Annotated in this window: 14 protein-coding genes; 3 read left to right on the top strand and 11 right to left on the bottom strand. The window is 69.1% G+C overall.

All coding sequences use genetic code 11. The features are described 5' to 3' along the window. Position 1: 1 nt before the first annotated feature. From HD599_RS01290 to HD599_RS01240, 11 genes are all read right to left on the bottom strand, one after another. Positions 2-772 carry a glucosamine-6-phosphate deaminase gene (locus tag HD599_RS01290; RefSeq protein ID WP_184232919.1) on the bottom strand — a complete coding sequence of 257 codons (771 nt, stop codon included), beginning with the start codon at positions 770-772 and terminating at the stop codon, positions 2-4. Then, on the bottom strand, positions 760-1,668 hold the full coding sequence (locus HD599_RS01285; protein ID WP_184232917.1) for an ROK family protein: 909 nt from the start codon (positions 1,666-1,668) through the stop codon (positions 760-762). Before HD599_RS01285 ends, HD599_RS01290 begins: the two co-directional genes overlap by 13 nt. Beyond that, positions 1,665-3,125: a glycoside hydrolase family 3 protein gene (locus HD599_RS01280; protein WP_184232915.1), complete on the bottom strand. Its 1,461-nt coding sequence runs from the start codon at positions 3,123-3,125 to the stop codon at positions 1,665-1,667. The genes HD599_RS01285 and HD599_RS01280 overlap by 4 nt, the downstream gene beginning before the upstream one ends. Further along, entirely contained in the window at positions 3,122-3,958 is an 837-nt protein-coding gene (locus tag HD599_RS01275; RefSeq protein ID WP_184232913.1) for a carbohydrate ABC transporter permease, read from the bottom strand. The genes HD599_RS01280 and HD599_RS01275 overlap by 4 nt, the downstream gene beginning before the upstream one ends. Further along, entirely contained in the window at positions 3,955-4,863 is a 909-nt protein-coding gene (locus HD599_RS01270; RefSeq protein WP_184232912.1) for a carbohydrate ABC transporter permease, read from the bottom strand. Before HD599_RS01270 ends, HD599_RS01275 begins: the two co-directional genes overlap by 4 nt. 123 nt (positions 4,864-4,986) lie before the next feature. After that, positions 4,987-6,276 (bottom strand): extracellular solute-binding protein, encoded by a 1,290-nt coding sequence (locus HD599_RS01265; protein WP_184232910.1) that lies wholly within the window; start codon positions 6,274-6,276, stop codon positions 4,987-4,989. Positions 6,277-6,347: 71 nt separating this feature from the next. After that, entirely contained in the window at positions 6,348-7,520 is a 1,173-nt protein-coding gene (locus tag HD599_RS01260; protein ID WP_184232908.1) for an ROK family transcriptional regulator, read from the bottom strand. After that, positions 7,521-8,396, bottom strand: coding sequence for a carbohydrate ABC transporter permease (locus HD599_RS01255; RefSeq protein WP_221420413.1), 876 nt, complete (start codon positions 8,394-8,396; stop codon positions 7,521-7,523). A gap of 1 nt (position 8,397) precedes the next feature. Further along, entirely contained in the window at positions 8,398-9,333 is a 936-nt protein-coding gene (locus HD599_RS01250) for a carbohydrate ABC transporter permease (RefSeq protein WP_184232906.1), read from the bottom strand. Between the two features lie 52 nt (positions 9,334-9,385). Further along, the gene (locus HD599_RS01245) at positions 9,386-10,630 is read right to left on the bottom strand and encodes an extracellular solute-binding protein (protein ID WP_184232904.1); all 1,245 of its coding nucleotides are present in this window, start codon (positions 10,628-10,630) and stop codon (positions 9,386-9,388) included. A gap of 322 nt (positions 10,631-10,952) precedes the next feature. Then, entirely contained in the window at positions 10,953-14,582 is a 3,630-nt protein-coding gene (locus HD599_RS01240) for a S8 family serine peptidase (RefSeq protein ID WP_221420412.1), read from the bottom strand. Positions 14,583-14,783: 201 nt separating this feature from the next. Here HD599_RS01240 and HD599_RS01235 point away from each other — a divergent pair, with 201 nt between their 5' ends. The 3 genes from HD599_RS01235 to HD599_RS01225 are packed head-to-tail and all read left to right on the top strand — an operon-like array spanning position 14,784 to position 17,603. Beyond that, positions 14,784-15,251: an FMN-binding protein gene (locus HD599_RS01235; protein WP_184232902.1), complete on the top strand. Its 468-nt coding sequence runs from the start codon at positions 14,784-14,786 to the stop codon at positions 15,249-15,251. Continuing rightward, complete coding sequence (locus HD599_RS01230; protein ID WP_343061819.1) at positions 15,145-16,101, top strand: FAD:protein FMN transferase; 957 nt, start codon at positions 15,145-15,147, stop codon at positions 16,099-16,101. Before HD599_RS01235 ends, HD599_RS01230 begins: the two co-directional genes overlap by 107 nt. Then, on the top strand, positions 16,098-17,603 hold the full coding sequence (locus HD599_RS01225) for an FAD-dependent oxidoreductase (RefSeq protein ID WP_184232900.1): 1,506 nt from the start codon (positions 16,098-16,100) through the stop codon (positions 17,601-17,603). The genes HD599_RS01230 and HD599_RS01225 overlap by 4 nt, the downstream gene beginning before the upstream one ends. The last annotated feature ends 26 nt before the right edge of the window (positions 17,604-17,629 follow it).

The raw sequence follows: 17,629 nt of genomic DNA, 5'->3' as shown, positions 1-17,629 counted from the left end.
CCTAACGCTCCCAGTCGAGCCGGTTCGCCCAGGCGTAGCGGTAGTAGTCCGCGTGCGCGAGGTCGGCCGCGGCATCCTCGTCGACGACCACGGTGACGCGCGGGTGCAACTGCACCACCGACCCGGGGGTCGACGCGGAGACCGGTCCCTCGAGCGCGGCCGCGATCGCCGCCGCCTTGCCCGCACCGAACGCGAGCAGCACGAGGTGCCGCGCCCGCAGGATCGTGCCGAGCCCCTGCGTGATGCAGTGCACCGGCACGTCGTCGACCGAGTCGAAGAAGCGCGCGTTGTCGATGCGGGTCTGCTCGGTCAGCGTCTTCACCCGCGTGAGCGACGCGAGCGAGGAGCCGGGTTCGTTGAAGCCGATGTGCCCCGTGCGTCCGATGCCGAGGATCTGCAGGTCGATGCCGCCGGCGGCGTGGATGTCGGACTCGTAGCGATCGCCGGCACCCTCGAGCGGCAGGCCGTCGTCGCCGGGCACGCGCACGAGCGCGGGCGTGAGGCCGAGCGGCTCGACCACCTCGCGCGTGATCACCGAGCGGTAGCTCTCGGGGTGCCCGGCCGGCAGCCCGACGTACTCGTCGAGCGCGAACCCGCGCACGCGCGACAGGTCGAGCCCGCGGCCCGCGAGCGCCTGCCAGGTGGTCAGGGGCGTGGAGCCGGTGGCGAGTCCGAGCACGGCGTCGGGCTTCGCGGTGACGAGCGCCGCGATGGCGGCGGCCGGGATCGATCCGCCCTCCGCCGCCGACGGGACGATGACTACTTCGGCCACGATGTGCCTCCCAGGTGTGCGGCGCCGAGTGCGGCGACGGGCGCGCCGGCCGGAAGCAGGCGCAGACGCTCGGCGAGGCCGAGCGATTCGATGAACGGCGACTGCGCGCTCCAGGAGTCGAGGATCTCGAACACGCCGCCGAGCACGCGGTCGCCCAGCCCGGCGATACCGCCGCCAATGACGACGAGGTCGACGTCGACGGTCAGCACGAGGATGCGCACCGAGTGTGCCACGCCCTCGTAGAGCCGCCGCCTGATCTCGACCGCACGCTCGTCGCCGGCGTCGGCCGCGTCGAGCACGGCGCTCACCGCGTTGCCGTCGCCGCGGGCCCACTGGCGCGCGATCCCCGACCCGGAGGCCATCGCCTCGAGCCCGCCGTGCTGGCCGTCGAGGTCGAGCGGGCCGGCGGGGTCGACCAGGATGTGCCCGATCTCGCCCGCACCGCCGCGGGCGCCGCGCCACAGTTCGCCGCGCAGCACGAGACCGGCGGCGAGGCCGGTGCCCAGATTGAGATACGACATGGATGCCGCGGCCGGCTGTTCCAGCAGGTGGAAGGCGCCGAGCGCGGCAGCGTTCACATCGTTCTCGACGCGCACGGGCGTGCCGAGTTCCGCGGCGAGCAACTCGCCCAGGTCGAGACGGTCGAGGCCGAGGTTGATCGCGTGCGAGACGCGTCCGGTCGCGGCATCCACCGCCCCCGGAATTCCCACGCCGACGCTGGAGAACCTCGCGCCGCCGCTCGCCGCGGTCAGCCGCCCGACCGCGTCGACGGTCGACGCGATCACGGCCTCGGCGCCGAATCCCGTGGCGAGCCGCACCCGGTCGACGACCGTGCCGTCGTCGGCGACGGTCACCGCCTCGGTCTTCGTGCCGCCGATGTCGATACCCATCCTCATGGTGCTGTCCCTTCCAGCCAGGCGGCGAGCGCCTCGCCCACGTGCCGCGATGCGCCGAAGGTCGCGACGTCGGCGTAGCGCCGGTCGGTGTCGGGCCAGCCCATGTCGACCACCAGCGTCGCGGGGTGGTCGCGCCGGGCGGCGTCGACGAGTTCGCGCACCCACTCGTGCGCGTGGTTGTTCTTGCCGACGAGTACGAGCTGCCCGGCGACGGGCGGCAGCGGGTCGCCGCGGTGCACACGGGCGTCGGCGGGCGGACCCCACGGCGAGACGCCGACCGCGATGTTGGCGGCGGTCTCGATCGCGACCACGGTGCGCTCGCTCCGGGCGACGGCACCGGGTGCGACGGCGAAGGCGGCGATGGCACGGTCGAGGTCGAAGACCGTCGGCGAAGAAGGCGGGGCGGATGTCGCACGCAGCGCCACCGCGAGGGCGACGTTCCGGTCGCCGGCGTCGGCCAAGCGCGCGGCGTCGAGCTCCCCCGCGGCCACCGCGGCGGCGAGCGCGGCCTCGATGTCGTCGAGCTGGGCGTCGGTGTTTTTCGTGCCGATGCAGAGCAGGTCGCAGCCGGCGGCGATCGCCCGCACGGCCGCGGCCGGGATGCCGGTCTCGCCGCTCGCACCGACCATGTCGAGCGCGTCGCTCACGATGACGCCGGTGAAACCGAGGTCGCCGCGCAGCAGCCCGTCGAGGATGGTGCGCGAGAAGGTAGCGGGGTTCTCGGCGTCGAGCTGGGGCAGCAGGATGTGCGAGCTCATCACGCTGCTCGCACCGGCCGCGACCGCCGCCTCGAACGGCAGCAGTTCGCGCTCGCGCAGGGCGGAGAGCGGCAGGTCGACGACGGGCAGCGCGAGGTGCGAGTCCTGGGCGGTGTCGCCGTGCCCCGGAAAATGCTTCGCGCTCACCGCGACGCCGGTCGCCTCGTGCGCCGCCACCCACGCGGCGCTGTGCCGGGCGACGAGTGCCGGGTCGCTGCCGAAACTGCGCACCCCGATCACCGGGTTGTTCGCGTTCGAGTTGATGTCCACGTCGGGCGCGAAGTTGAGGTTGACCCCCACGTCGCGCAGTTCGAGGCCGACCGCCGTCGCGACGAGGGCGGTGTAGTCGAGGTCGTCGATACGGCCGAGCAGCGCGTTGCCGGGGAATGGGGAACCGACCGACTGGTAGAGCCGGGTGACGTCGCCGCCCTCTTCGTCGATCGCGATGAGCGCGTGCGGGTTGGCGGTGTAGATCGCCGCGGTGAGGGCGCGCAGCTGGTCGCGCGACTCCACGTTCTCGCCGAAGAGGCAGACGCCGGCGAGGCCGTCGCGCAGCCGGGCGGCGAGCCAGTCGGGCAGCTCGGTGCCGACGAACCCGGGGAGGAGGACGCGGGTGGCAGGGCGCTGCGGTCGCTGAGCCTGTCGAAGCGCCCCTCCTCCGAGTCCTTCGACAGGCTCAGGGACCGATACCCCGCTCATCCCTTCACCGCCCCGCTCACGAGGCCCGACGTCAGCCGGCCCTGCACGATCAAGAAGAACACGATCACCGGCACGGCGACGAGCGTCGAAGCCGCCATCACCTGGCCCCAGTCGGTCTCGCGCGTGGCACTCGCCTGCACGAATCCGCGCAGCCAGAGCGGCAGCGTCTGCGCGGCCTCCGACGGGAGCAGCACGAGGGCGACGGTGAACTCGTTCCACGCCTGCAGGAACGCGTAGACCCCGGATGCCACGAGCCCGGGTGCGAGCAACGGGAAGGTGATGCGCATAAACGCGCCGAACCGGCTGAGGCCGTCGACCATGGCGGCTTCCTCGAGATCGGCGGGCACTCCCGCGACGAATCCCCGCAGCATCCAGATCGTGAACGGCACGACGGCTGCGATGTAGATGACGCTGACCCCGATCACCGAGTCGAGCAGGTGCACACTGGCCACCATCTTGTACTGGGCGATGAACAGCCCCTCGGCGGGAAGCATCTGCACGACCAGCACCGCGATGATGAAGCTCTTGCGGCCGCGGAACCGGAAGCGGCTGATCGCCACCGCGCCGAGGAACGCGAAAATCAGGCAGAAGAACACCGCGATGAGCGTGATCGAGACGCTCATGCCGAGCGCCGCGTAGAACTCGCCGTCGGCGAGCGCGGCCGTGAAGTTGTTCAGCGATCCGCCGAACGGAACGAACGTCGGGACGAACGACAGCAGGGTGGTGTTGGGCAGCAGCGAAGAGTTCACCATCCAGTAGACGGGGAACACCCAGATGACGGCGATGACGATCGCCAGTGCGCCGAAGATCGTGCGCGCGGTACGGGCTCTCATGCCTCGTCCTCTTTCAGCAGGCTGCGGATGTAGAACCAGCTCAGCACGATGGTGATCGCCAACACGAGGATCGACACGGCAGACGCCATCCCGAAGTCCTGCGCCTTGGTGCCGAGCTTGAAGATGTAGGTGCCGAGCAGGTCGAACTCGCTCGACTTGGAACCGGCGTCCTGCAGCATGGTGATCTGGGTGAAGACGCGCAGGTCCCAGATGATCTGCAGGAGGAAGACGATCGCGATGACGGGGCGGATCATCGGGAGGATGATGCCCCAGAAGCGCTGCCAGCCGTTGGCGCCGTCGAGCTGCGCGGCCTCCATGACCTCTTCCGAGATCTGGGTGAGACCGGCGTAGCTGGAGAAGGCGACGAACGGCACCGACATCCAGATGACGATGACGCTCGCGACGATGAAGAACGTCGTCGGCGTCTCGAGCCAGTTGAACCTGTTCATGTCAACGCCCGGGATGAGGTCGAGCAGGTAGTTGACCGCGCCGCGGCGGCGGTCGAAGAGCCAGATCCACACGGTCATCGCGGCGACCACCGGCATCGACCAGGCCAGCAGCAGCGCGATCTGCAGGATCAGCCGCGGCGCCTTGCCGACGACGTTCATCAGCAGGGCGAGTCCGAGGCCGATGGCGAGGGTCGCCACGGCGGTGATCAGGCAGAAGGCGATCGACTTGGCGACGACCGCCCAGAAACTCGCGTTCGTGGCGAGCTCGATGTAGTTCTCGAGGAAGACGAAGGGGGCGGCTTTGCCGAACTGCTGCTGCAGTCCGTATTCCTGCAGGGAGGTGATCGCCTGCCAGACGACCGGGTAGCCCATGCCGATGAGGAGGATGCCGACGGCCGGGATGAGAAGCAGGTACGGCGCGCGGTTGGTGCGTCGGCGTTCGACGGTGAGGGCCATGGTGGGGGCTTCCTCCTTTCGTGTGTGTGTGGTCCCTGAGCCTGCCGAAGGGCAGGGCGGATGCCGGTCCCCGAGCCTGTCGACGGGACCCTTCGACAGGCTCAGGGACCGGTTGGGGAGGAACTATCCGTTGATCAGCTCGTCGATCTTGCCGTCGTATTCCTCGGCGAGCGCTTCGACGTCTCCGCCGCCGTTCACCTTGCCGAAGAACTCCTCGAGCAGGCCGGAGCCCTCGACCGCGGCCCAGCCGGGCGCGGCGGGGGTCAGCTTCGACTCGGCGGCGGACTCGATGAGAGCCGTCGCGAACTGGTCGTCGCCGAGCGACGACGCGAAGTCGAGGTTGGCCGGTCCGAGGCCGTTCTCGCCCAGCAGCTGCTGGTACTCGTCGGAGAAGATGATCGTCATCAGCTCCTTGGCCGCGTCCTGGTTCTTGCTCGCGGCCGAGATGGCGATGTTCGAGCCGCCCGCGAAGACGGGGGCGACACCGCCGTCGACACCGGGAAGCACGAAGGTGCCGAAGGTCGCGTCGTTCCAGGTCGCCACGGTCTTGGTCGAGTCAGCGGGGTCGGGGGCGAGGTCGCCGATCGACCAGTGCGCCCACCCGGGTGCGATGATCGTGGCGGCTTCGGGCTTGCCCGTCGACTCGTTGTTGTTGATGTTGACCCACGGCGTGCTGTCGGCCTCGGTGACCGGCGCGAGCGACGCGTCGGCGAACAGGGTCTGCAGCTGGGTGAGCCCCTCGACCGTCTTCGGGTCGGAGAGCGTCGACGACCACTCGTCGCCGTCCTTGACCGCGAGCTCTCCGCCGTTGGCGAAGATCCAGGAGACGCCGTTGCGCCAGTCTTCGCCGCCGATGTAGAAGCCGCTCTGGTCGGCCGTCCTCAAGGCGGCCGCGGCCTCGTTGAACTCGGCGAGGGTCGTCGGCACGGCGAGGCCGGCCTGCTCCCAGACGTCCTTGCGGTAGAACACATAGCGCGAGCCGAAGTAGTACGGCAGGGCGTACTCGGCGCCGTCCACCGAACCGACCTCGACGAACGAGGGCAGCAGCTTGTCGCCGCCCAGATCGTCGTACATGTCGCTGAGGTCGGTGAACGCCCCGGCATTGGTGAACGTGGGCGCCCACGTGTTGCCGATCTCCACGACATCGGGGGTATTCTCGGCATCAGGCAGTGCCGTGGTCAGTTTTGCGAGAGCATCCGTCCACGACTGCTCTTCGATAGTAAGCGTGCCCCCGGTCGCGTCTGCGTACTCTGTCTTAAGGAAGTCGCGCAGCGCGTCCGGGGTGTCACCGCCGTTCAGCCACAGGGTGATGTCGTCGCCACCGGCTTCGGCGGGTGCGTCGTTCGACGAACACCCCGCCAACAGGAGAGCCGCAACGGTGGCTGCTGCGACCGCTGCTGTCCTTTTCTTCATTTCTGACTCCTTTGTAGAACGTGATGGAACGCGACGGTCCGGGTGGACGAGTCGCCGGTGCGTGCCCGCGGTCAGGAGACCCCGAGCTGGCCGGAGAGCACCATCGCTGCGGCGCCGCGCAGCACGATGTCCTCTCCGAGGGTTGTCATCCGCAGGATCAGACCGCCGTGGTACTCGGCCATCGTTCTCGCGCGGAGGGTCTCGATGACGGCCGTTCCCAGCACGCCATCAAGCAGTTCGGTCGGACCGCTCAGCACGACCTCGGCTAGGTCGAGCGCTCCCACCACCGGGGCGAGCGCAATGCCGAGGCGTTGACCCGCTTCCGTCAAAATCGTCGTGCGTTCGTCGGATGACGCGGCCGCAGCCAACGCCGCGTCGAGCCTCGGCGTGGCCAACCACGTCTCCAGGCACCCGCGTTTTCCGCACACGCACTCGGCACCGCCGTCGGTACCCACGACCACGTGTCCGATCTCCCCGGCGGCGAACCGCCCGCCGAAGAACGGGCTGCCGTCGAGCAGCAGACCGGCACCCACACCGTGCCCGATCTTGATCAGGATCATGTCGCTGTCGGCACCGCCGAAGCTGTGCTCGGCGAGGGCGGCGGCGTTGGCGTCGTTCGCGACCAGTACGGGCAGACCGAACCGTTCGGCGAGCGACTGCTGCAGCGGTTCGTTGACCCAGCCGAGGTTGGGCGCGGTGAGCACGACACCGCCGAGGCCGACGATACCCGGGGAGCCGACGCCGACCCCGAGGATGGGCAGCGTGGCAGCCGCCACGAGGCGCTCGACCAGGGCGACGACTTTGGCCGCGGCATCCGCCCCCGTGCTGTTCTCGAGGGGGATCTCGGCACGCGAGATGATCTGCCCGCGCAGGTCGAGGACGGCCCCGCGGAAGATCGCGAACTCGCTGAGGTCGATGCCGATGATGTGGAACGCGAGGGCGTTCAGTTCGAGCAGGGTCGCCGGCTTGCCGGGGCGGGCGTCTTCGCGCGGACCCAACTCGAGCACGAGTCCCTCGGCGATGAGCTCGGCCACCAGGTCGGAGACGGTGACGCGGGTGAGGCCGGTCTCGCGGGCGATGTCGGCGCGACTGCGTTCGCCGGCCAGGTAGAGGGTCTGCAGCACGAGCGAGCGGTTGTGGCCGCGGGCGTGTTCCGGCAGCACCTTGCTGCTCGGGCGGAGGGCGCGACCACCGGCCAGGCCGTGGGTGCGCTGCGGTGCGAACGGGGGTTTCCGGGTGGTCATCTACTTCACGCTCCCTGCGGTGAGACCGCCGACAAGGCGCTTCTCGATGAGCATAAAGAGAATCACGACCGGCACGATCGCGACGATCGAAATGCCGAAGACGTACTGCCAGCTGGTGGCGTACTGCCCGACGAACTTGGTGAGGGCGACCGACAGCGGCTGGTTGCCGGCGGTGGAGAGGATGACGAGCGAGGCGGCGAACTCGTTCCAGCAGGAGACGAAGGTGAAGACGATCGCGGTGACGATGCCCGGCCAGACGAGCGGCAGGTTGATGCGGAGCAGCACCGTCCAGCGGCCGGCGCCGTCGAGCTGCGCCGCCTCGTCGATCTCCTTCGGCACGCCGGCGAAGAAGCTGTGCATGATCCAGACCGCGAACGACAGGTTGAAGGCCGCGTTGATCAGGATCATCGCGAGCCAGGTGTCGCTGATTCCGAGGAACTGGAACTCCCGGAAGAGGCCCGAGGTGAGAACCGCGGGCTGCAGCATCTGCGTGACGATCACCAGGAAGAGGAACACCAGCCGCCCCGGGAACCGGAACCGGGCGGTGTAGTAGGCGGCCGGGAGGGCCACGGCGAGCACGAGCAGCGTCGCGAAGACCGCGATCACGATGGTCGAAATGAGGTTCTGCACGAGCGGGGTCTCGGGCGTCGACCACATGGTGACGTAGTTCTCGGGGTGCCATTCGGTCGGCAGGAACGTCGGCGGCACCTGCAGGATCTCGCTCTTCGACTTGAGCGAGCTCACGAACATGAGGAGGTACGGTGCGACGAAGATCAGCAGCACGACGGCGCCCGCGAGCATCCGCCAGGCGACGGCCCCGGCACCGACCTGGTCGGCGGTGTAGCGGCGTCGGCGCACGTGCGTGGTGTCGGTCATCTCACACCTCCCGCATCGGCTTGACGATTCTGACGTACAGGGCGACGATCACCAGCACCATCAGGAATCCGACGACGCTGAGCGCGCTCGCGACGTCGATGCGGTGGTCGGTCTGGATGTACTTGAAGATCAGCGTCATCACCGTGTCGGCGTCGTAGCCCGGGATCGACCCGGTCATCACCTTGAGGATCGGCAGCGAGTTGAACACGTTGATGATGTTGATCAGGATCGCCACGGCGAGCGCGCTACGCAGCTGCGGCAGCACGATGGCGAAATAGGTGTGGCGACGGCCGGCCCCGTCGATCTTCGCCGCCTCGAAGACGTCGGCCGGGATCGTCTGCAGCCCGGCGAGGATCGTGTAGGTCGTGAACGGCAGAGAGACGAACACCGCGATGCCGATCGACCAGGCGAACGCCGAGGTCGCGTTCTTGGTGAAGCCGTAGGGCGTGTCGAGGATGCCGAGCTGCACGAGCCCCTCGTTGATGATGCCGTAGAACGGGTCGAGGCCGTAGTAGACCACGAGCGTCGTCATCACGACGCTCGCGGCCCACGGCACGATGACGGCCATGCGCACGAGCTGCCGGCCCGGGAACGCCTTGTTCAGCAACTGTGCGAGGGCCAGCGAGAGCAGCACGGTGAAGAGCACCACGGCCACGACCCAGACCAGGGTGCGGCCGAGTACGCCCCAGATCGGGTCGAACTCGAGCAGCGTCAGGTAGTTGTCGAAGCCGGCCGGGCCGCGGTCGACTCCCGACTGGCTGATGTCACGCGTCGAGTTGTAGAACATCACCGCCGCGGGGAACAGCACGACGCCGAAGATGAGCACGAGCGACGGCGCGATCCACGGCAGCGCGAGCAGCAGGTCGCGTGACGAGCGGCCCGCCGCCCGCCGGGGGCGACGCGTGGTCGCCTCCGGCGCGAGTGGTGCGTTGGTCATCGTGGTGCTTCCTGTGTGGTTCGGGATGTCGCGGGGACGGGTGACGCGGACGTCAGCCCTCGTCGCTCTTCGCCTGGATCTCGGTCAGCACGGCCTGCGGGTCCTTGCCCTGGGCGAGCTGTCCGACGAGGCTCTTGAAAGCGGCATCCGTCGCGGACCAGTTCGGGTTCGTGCTCGGGTAGAACTCGGCGCTCGGCAGCGCCTCGAGGAATACCGCGAGCTTCTCGTCGTCGGCGAGCTGCTCGCCGCCGGAGACGGTCGTGGGCAGGAAGCCCTCGGTGGTGACCCAGTTCACGTAGACCTCGGGCGTGTAGAAGTAGTCGAAGAACTTGGTGATCGCTTCCTGCTTGTCGCCGTCGTTCGTGAAGGCCATCAGGTGGTCGGCGACGCCGAGCGTGAAGGGCTGGCCGTCCTTGGTGGGGATCGGCACCATCGAGTAGTCGAGGTCGGGGTTCTTCTCTTCGATCTGGCCGACGGTGGGCGGGAGGCCCTCGATCATGCCGATGTTGCCCTGGATGAAAACGTCGATGAGCGGGGTGCGGTCGGTGGCTCCGGCGTCGGGCTGGGTGGCGCCCTCGTCGACCATCTTCTGGATGAAGGTGGCCGCCTCGAGGTTCTCGGGGGTGTCGATCGTGATCGCGTCGGCGTCGCCGAACGTTCCGCCGCCGCCCATGAACCAGATGGCCGACTCGGCCTGCGCCTCCTCCGAGCCGAGCGGCAGGCCGTAGCCGTACGTCGACGGCAGGCCGAGCGCGTTGATCGCCTTGCCGGCTTCGAGCAGCTCGTCCCACGTGGTCGGCGCCTCGACGCCGGCCTGGGCGAGCAGGTCGTTGTTCACGAAGAGCGTGCGCGACGAGGCGATGAGCGGCAGGCCGTACTGGGTATCGCCGACCGAGGCGCTCGCGACGAACGACTCCTGGAAGTCGGCGCGGGTGTCCTCCGACGTGACCTCGGACACCGGGTAGAGCAGGTCGTCGGCGGCGAAGCCGGCGAACGGGCCGCCGTTCATGATGTCGGGGGCCTTGCCGCCCTGCACCTTCGTGGTCACCACGTCGTTCAGGTTGTCCCACGACTGCACCTCGAGGTTGACGGTGATGTCGGGGTTCTCGTCTTCGAAGCCCGCGATGACGTCCTCCCAGAGCGCCTGCGTGCCGTCGGAGTAGGAGGGGACGAGGAGGTCGAGTGTGTTGGCGTCTCCGCCGCCTCCCGAACTGTCGCTGAAACCGCAGGAGCTGAGTGCCATGGATGCGATGGCCGCGGTGGCAACGACCGCGCCGATCCGGAACGACTTCTTCATTCTGTCCTCTTGTCTGTGCGGGATCCCGGTGCCTGGACGGTCCGAGATGTGTGGTTCTGGGTGCTGTCGAGCGCCGAATCGACGCTGAGACAGGGACCTCCGACGAGCCTCCGGCGAAGATGTGATTGTTAGTGAACCTTACGAACCCCTGCACCGCAAGAGTTTCGCGCACATTCGTTAGGACTGTTTACAAATCCGTTACACCCGGAAACCTGCCGGTGATGTGATCGGATTTCACCCTTAACGCAGACCCGCCCCGGCCGGCGTCGCGCACTGGGAGTCGCGACGCCCGCCGGGGCGGGATTCTGTGGGGCGGGGCGGTCTAGAAGATCACCCAGACGAGCGAGCTCGAACTCTGCGAGCCGAGCACGGTGGGGCTGCCGCCGTAGCTCGCCTTCACCACGTACACGCCTGCCCCGAGTTTCGGCAGGGTGTAGGTGAGGGTGCCGTTGTTCGCCGCAGTGAGGGCGACGTCGGCGGGCTTGCCGTTCACCGTCACGGTGACCGTGCCCTCGGCGGGGGCCGGGGATCCGCTCTTCACCGTGACCGTCGCCGAGAGCTGCTGCCACGAGAACGCGAGGAAGCGGTTCACCGACAGCTTGGTCGTCGACGTGTAGGCGACCGTCACACCCGCAGAGACCGCGGTCGTCGGGTCGAGGCCCTCGGCCGTCGCGGTGACCGCCACCGTGATGACCGCACCCTGGTCGGCCTTGGCCACCTTGTACGTCGCGGCCGTGGCCCCGGCGATGTCGGCACCGTTCGACTGCCACTGGTAGGTGAAGGCGAGGCCCTCGGTGTCCCATTCACCCGGCGACGCGGTGAGCGTGCTGCCCGGGGCGGGGGTGCCGGTGATGGTCGGCGGCGTCACGTTGACCGGGGCCGTGGGCTCCGGAGCCTCGCCGGTGGTCACCGCCACCGCGGTGACCGCGCCCGTGTCGCCGTAGTTCACCAGACCGAGGTACCGCGACTGCGGTTCGAGGTCGGCCCACGACGCCGTGTAGGTCGTCGCCACTCCCTGCTGCCCCGCGATCACCGCGGGGGTGAGCGTGAGCGGGCTGCCGCCCGGCAGCACCGAGGTGGCCGTGGCGTCCCACGCGGTCGACGGGTTGGCCGCGAACACGCTGACGATCATCTGGTACGCGCCCGCCTCCGGAGCGACGAGGTCGACGCGTTCGTCGGCCGCACCCGTGGCCGACTGCCACCCGGCGACCGGCGTCCCCGCGGCATCCAGCTGGTAGACGATCAGGTCGAGGTCGGCCGTGTCGTCGATCGAGTCGAGGTCGAAGCGCGCGAACTCCGCGCCCTCCGGCACCGTCACGTCGTAGGTGACCTCGTCGCCCTTCACGCCCGAACCGGAGTGGCCGGGGGCGTCGCCCGTCGCGTCCGGCAGCAGGGTGCCGAGGCTGAGGCCCGAGGTGGTGAGCGGGATGTCGCCGTCGCCGCCCGGGGTCACGCTCACGTCGACCGAGCCGGTGACGCCGGTTCCGTCGACCTCGGCCGGTGCGACGATCGTGGCGGGCTGCACCGCGATCGGGCTGCGCACGGTGGTCTCGCCCGAGGTCCAGGTGAGCGAGCCGGTAGTGAACTGGTCGAGCGGCGCGTCCGTGCGGGCCAGCGTCACCGTGTAGCTCTTCGTCTCCCCGGCGGCCGCGAACTCGAGCGTCGTCGGTTCGACGGTGGCGGTGATGCCGTCGAGTCCGGCGACCGAGGCGGTGAAGACGCCGGCCTGGGTCGAGGTGACGGTGCGGGTGATCGTCTCGGGCGCGGTCAGCGTTCCGATGGCGATCGAGGCGAGGTTGAGGTTGCTGCCGTCGATCGGCTCCACTCCCGCGTCGTACCCGATGCCCTGCAGGTAGCCGAGCCAGTCGGTCGGACCGTTGAGGTAGAGCAGGCCCGGGTCGAAGAATTTCGTCGGGTCCACGTGGCCGGCACCCTGCGCGAACGGGTCGGTGATCTCGACTCCGTCGGCATCGACCGTGTTGTACGCGCTGGTCATCATCGCCGACTTGATCTCGGCCGGTGTCGCCGTGGGGCGCTCACCGAGGTAGAGCGCGGCGAGGCCGGCGATGTGCGGGCTCGACATCGACGTTCCGCTGAGGAACTCGAATGTCGGAGTGCCCTCGGCCTGGTTGGGTCCGGCCGCGAGGATCGCGACACCGGGTGCGGTGATGTCGGGCTTCAGGATGTCGCTTCCGTCTGCCAGGACCGGACCGCGCGACGAGAACCCGGCGAGCGCGGGCGTCGGCGGCGTGTAGTCGGTCGAGTTGCCGGCGCTCAGCGTGACGGTGGCGCCGGGGGTGGCCGCGTACTCGACGATCGGGGTGCGGAACCGGGCGTCGACGTGCACCGTGGGGATGGTGTGCGCGTCGGGGTCGATCGAGCTCGGCGTCGGGTTGATCAGCACCATGCCGATGCCACCCACCCGGGCGACCTCGGCGGACTTGGCGGTGCGGTCGACGACCCCGCGGTCGCAGACGATGAGCGTGTCGGCCGGCACGAGCGCCGGGTCGAGGCTGCCGGGCGCGCACAGGGCGGCATCCGCTCCCGCGTCTCCCGCAGCGGCCACCGCCGTCGAGTTGACGAGGCCGCCCGCGACCGGGTCGGTCACCGTGATGCTCGCGCCGACGAAGGACTGTCCGTCGCCCAGGGTGACGGTGCCGTAGTAGCTCGGGATCGTGGACGCGGCGACGGTGGTGATCCACGGCGACGCGTTGTCGAGGGTCGAGGAACCGGGGCCGGAGTTGCCGGCCGACGCTGCGACGAAGATGCCCGCGGCAGCAGCGCCGAGGAACGCCTCGTCGGTCGGCGAGAACGTCGTCTCGGCGGCACCGCCGCCGATGGAGAAGTTCAGCACGTCGACGCCGTCGCGCACCGCCTGGTTGATGGCGGCGAGCATGTCGGTCGTGGTGCAGCCGTCGTCGGTGGTGGCGCCGTCGTCGGGGCCCGACCAGCAGACCTTGTAGGCGGCGATCTTGGCGGCGGGGGCAACTCCGGAGATGGTGCCGAAGTCGCGGCCGAGCACGTCGGCCTCGGTGCCGTAGTTGCCGACGGCGGTCGAGCCGGTGTGCGAACCGTGGCCGTCGCCGTCGCGCGGCGAGACGAACTCGCCGGTGCCGGTCGTGGCGTCGCCGAGGTTCGCTTCGCCGAACCCGTTGACGAAGTAGCGCGCGCCCACGATCTTGGTGCTGCAGTCGCCGACGACGAACTGCTCGCCGGTCTGGCAGGTTCCGGTGAAGGTGTCGCCGTCGCCCTTCGTGTACGTGATGGTGTTCTCGGCGGAGAGGTACGGCTCGTCGCCGGCCACCGTCGTGAGCGGGTCTCCGGCGAACGCCGGGTTCTCGGGGGCGATGCCGGTGTCGAGGACTCCGACGACCACGCCGGCGCCCGCGGTTTCGGCACCGCCGGTCGCGGCCCAGACGCCGCCGTCACCCTCGAGGCCGAGGAACTCGGTCGAGGGCACAGGGTTTTGCACCGCGGTGATGTGCTTGAGCTCGTCGGGGGTCAGCGCGACGACGTCCTTGTTCGACGCGAGTTCGGCGGCCTGGGCCGCGGTGAGGTCGGCGGCGAAGCCGTTGAGGGCCATCGTGTACGAGTAGTCGATCGTGGCGCCGACGGCCGCCGCGACATCCTGCTGCTTGGTTTCGAGGTAGTCGCTGTAGCTCTGCACGGGCGCGCGGCGGGCGTTGAGCTGGTCGCCCTCGTCGGGCGTCGTCGCCTCGTACCCGCTGGTGCCGCCCTCGTAAGTGGCGACGGCGTCTTCGGCGAGGGTGACGATGTAGCGGCCCGGCTCGAAACTGGTCTGACCGACTCCGCCCGGCACGATCGGGGCTGCCGAGGCGGCGGCCGCTGTGCCGACGACGAGAGCGGAGGCGAGGAGCCCGGCTGTCGCGATCGTGGAAACTGCTTTTCTGATGGACGACGTGGCCACGCGGCCGCCGGGCGGTTTGCTCAAGGGTGATTCCTTCGGTCAAAAGTTCTTGTCAAAAGGTGGACTCATTGAGGCAGTCGGGCCTGCGCACCCGCTCACCCTAACCCGGTATGCACCCCCCGAACAGGGGTGAAGTGAGAAATTCGTGTTTCGTGTTGCTGTACATGCGCTGGTTGTTCGGTGATCACATAGGGAAAACATGAGAAGCCCGGTAATGATGGTTGTATGAACAACCAACGCGCAAAGTACCCCTTCGCCATCCTCACCGGACTGACTCTCGTGGGTGCTCTCGCTGGCTGCAGCAGCGCCGCCGAGGGTGACACCACGACGACCGACACCGGTACGACCGATTCCTCCGAATCGACGACCGACAGCACGGATGCCGCCACCACCGGCAGCTACGCCGACGGCACGTACACCGAAGACGCCGACTACCAGAGCCCCAACGGCACCGAGAACGTCGAGGTCACCGTCACGCTGGCCGACGGCGTCATCACGGCCGTCGAGGTCGTGGGCGACGGCGACAACCCCAACTCGAAGCGCTACCAGACCGCGTTCGCCGACGGTATCGCCGACGTCGTGGAGGGTGTCAACATCGACGAGATCTCGGTCGACAAGGTCGCCGGTTCCTCGCTCACCAGCGACGGCTTCAACGCCGCGATCGAAGAGATCAAGGCCGACGCTGCCAGCTAGCCACCGCTTCGCCGCGATCGGCACCCAGTGGAGCATCGACACCGTCGAGCCCCTGGGTGCCGATGCCGTCGAGGAGATCGCCGCCCGCGTCGAGGCTTTCGACCGCACCTACTCGCGTTTCCGTGACGACTCGCTCGTCGCCCGCATCGCCGCCACGGCGGGCAGCTACGCGTTTCCCGACGACGCGGCCGCGCTCTTCGAGCTGTATAAAAACCTCTACGAAGCGACGGATGGCGCGCTCAGCCCGCTCGTGGGCCGCACGCTCGAGACCATGGGATACGACCGCGGCTATAGCCTGACGCCGGCCGCGCAGCGCGCCTCCGTGCCGCGCTGGGAGGACGCATTCGCCTGGGACGGGCACGAGCTCTCCACCGTGCGCCCCATCATGCTCGACGTGGGCGCGGCCGGGAAGGGATATCTGGTCGACCTCGTGGGCGCGATCCTCGACGGGCACGGCATCGCCGGGTTCGTGGTCGACGCGAGCGGCGACATCCTGCACTCCGGTTCCTCCCCCATCCGCGTCGGCCTCGAGCACCCGCTCGACACCACCAAGGCGATCGGCATCGTCGAGCTCGCCGGCGCCTCGCTCTGCGCCTCCGCGTCGAACCGCCGCGCGTGGGGCGACGGACTGCACCACATCATCGACGCGACCACCGGACTGCCGGTGCGCCGCGTCATCGCCACCTGGGCCATCGCGCCGACCGCGCTCGTCGCCGACGGGCTCGCCACCGCGCTGTTCCTCGCCGAGCCCGGCCGGCTCGCCCAGACCTTCGATTTCGAGTTCGTGCGCATGTTCGCCGACGGCCGCGTCGATCACTCGCCCACCCTGAATGGAGAATTGTTCGCATGAGACGTGCACTCGACAGCTTTACCGGCAAGGTCACGATGTACCGCCTCGTGCTGATCGCGCTCGTCGCCATCGCGGCACTCGCCGTCGTGCTGGCCCTCGTCGGGCAACTGGCGTTCCCGGTCACCGACCTGCTCGCGTCGCTCGCCGTCGCGCTCGTCGTCACGGTCACGACGAGCTGGCTGTTCGCGCTCGTCTTCCGCGTCAAGGCGCACCCCGAATCCGCGCTCATCACCGGATTCCTGCTGTTCTTCCTGTTCTACCCGAGCGCCGCCGTGCCCGACCTGCTCGGCGTCGCCGCCGCGGCCGCGATCGCCAGCGCCTCGAAGTACCTGCTCGCGATCCGCGGCCGGCACATCTTCAACCCCGCCGCGATCGGCGTCGTCATCGTCTCCCTGCTCGGCCTGAACTACGCCGTGTGGTGGGTGGCCACCGGAGTGCTGCTGCCGTTCACCGCGATCGGCGCGTTCCTCGTGCTCTACCGCTCCCGTCGGCTGCCGGTCGGCGTGACGTTCGTCGTGATCGCCGCGGCCCTGGTGATGATCCGCCTGGTCTCGTCGGGGCAGGATGTCGCGGGAGCACTCACCTCCACGTTCACGCAGTTTCCGCTGGTGTTCCTCGCCGGATTTATGCTGAGCGAACCGCTGACCCTGCCGCCGCGCCGCTGGCAGCAGCTCACCGTCGCCGCGGTCGTCGCGGTGCTGTTCTCCACGGTGTTCAGCATCGGGCCGTTCACGAATACCCCCGAACTGGCCCTCGTGGTCGGCAACCTCGTGGCCTTCGCGTTCGGGCAACGCCGCGGCATCCGCCTCGCCTACGACGGAAAGCGGCAGCTCACCCCGACGACGTGGGAGTTCGCGTTCCGGCCCACGCGTCCCGCGAGTTTCCGCGCCGGGCAGTACCTCGAGCTGACGGTGCCGCACCGCGCCGACTTCCGCGGCAGCCGCCGCATCTTCAGCATCTCCTCCGCACCGACGACCGACGGGCCGCTCACTGTCGCGCTCTCGGTGCCCGAGAAGCCGTCGAGCTTCAAGCGCGCGTTCCTCGAACTCGAACCGGGCGCGACCGTGCGGGCCACCGGCATCGGCGGCGACTTCGCGCTGCCGAAGGACACGTCCGTGCCCGTCGTGCTCATCGCCGGCGGCATCGGCATCACGCCGTTCGCGAGCCAGATCGCGCACGACCACGCCCTCGGCATCGACCGCGACATCGTGGTGGTCTACTCGGTGCGCCACAACGACGAGATCGGGTACGGCGAGCTGCTCGAGAAGACCGGCGTGCGCGTCGTGCTGGTCAGCCCGACGGAGCCGGAACGACTTCCGCAGAACTGGACCTGGGCCGGCAACGGACGCGTCTCGGGCGACCTCGTGCAGCAGACGGTTCCCGACGTGACCTCCCGCCGCGTCTACGTCTCCGGTCCGCCGGCGATGGTCTCCGACATCCGTGCCGCCCTGCGGTCTCTCGGCGTGAAGCGGGTCACGGCCGACTACTTCTCGGGGTACTGATCGCTCCACCGGTTGAGGGTCGGGCA

This window comes from Conyzicola lurida, assembly GCF_014204935.1.
GTDB classification, from domain to species: Bacteria; Actinomycetota; Actinomycetes; order Actinomycetales; family Microbacteriaceae; genus Conyzicola; species Conyzicola lurida.
Note: the sequence above shows the minus strand (reverse complement) of the source record. Positions and strands in the feature narration are given on the sequence as shown.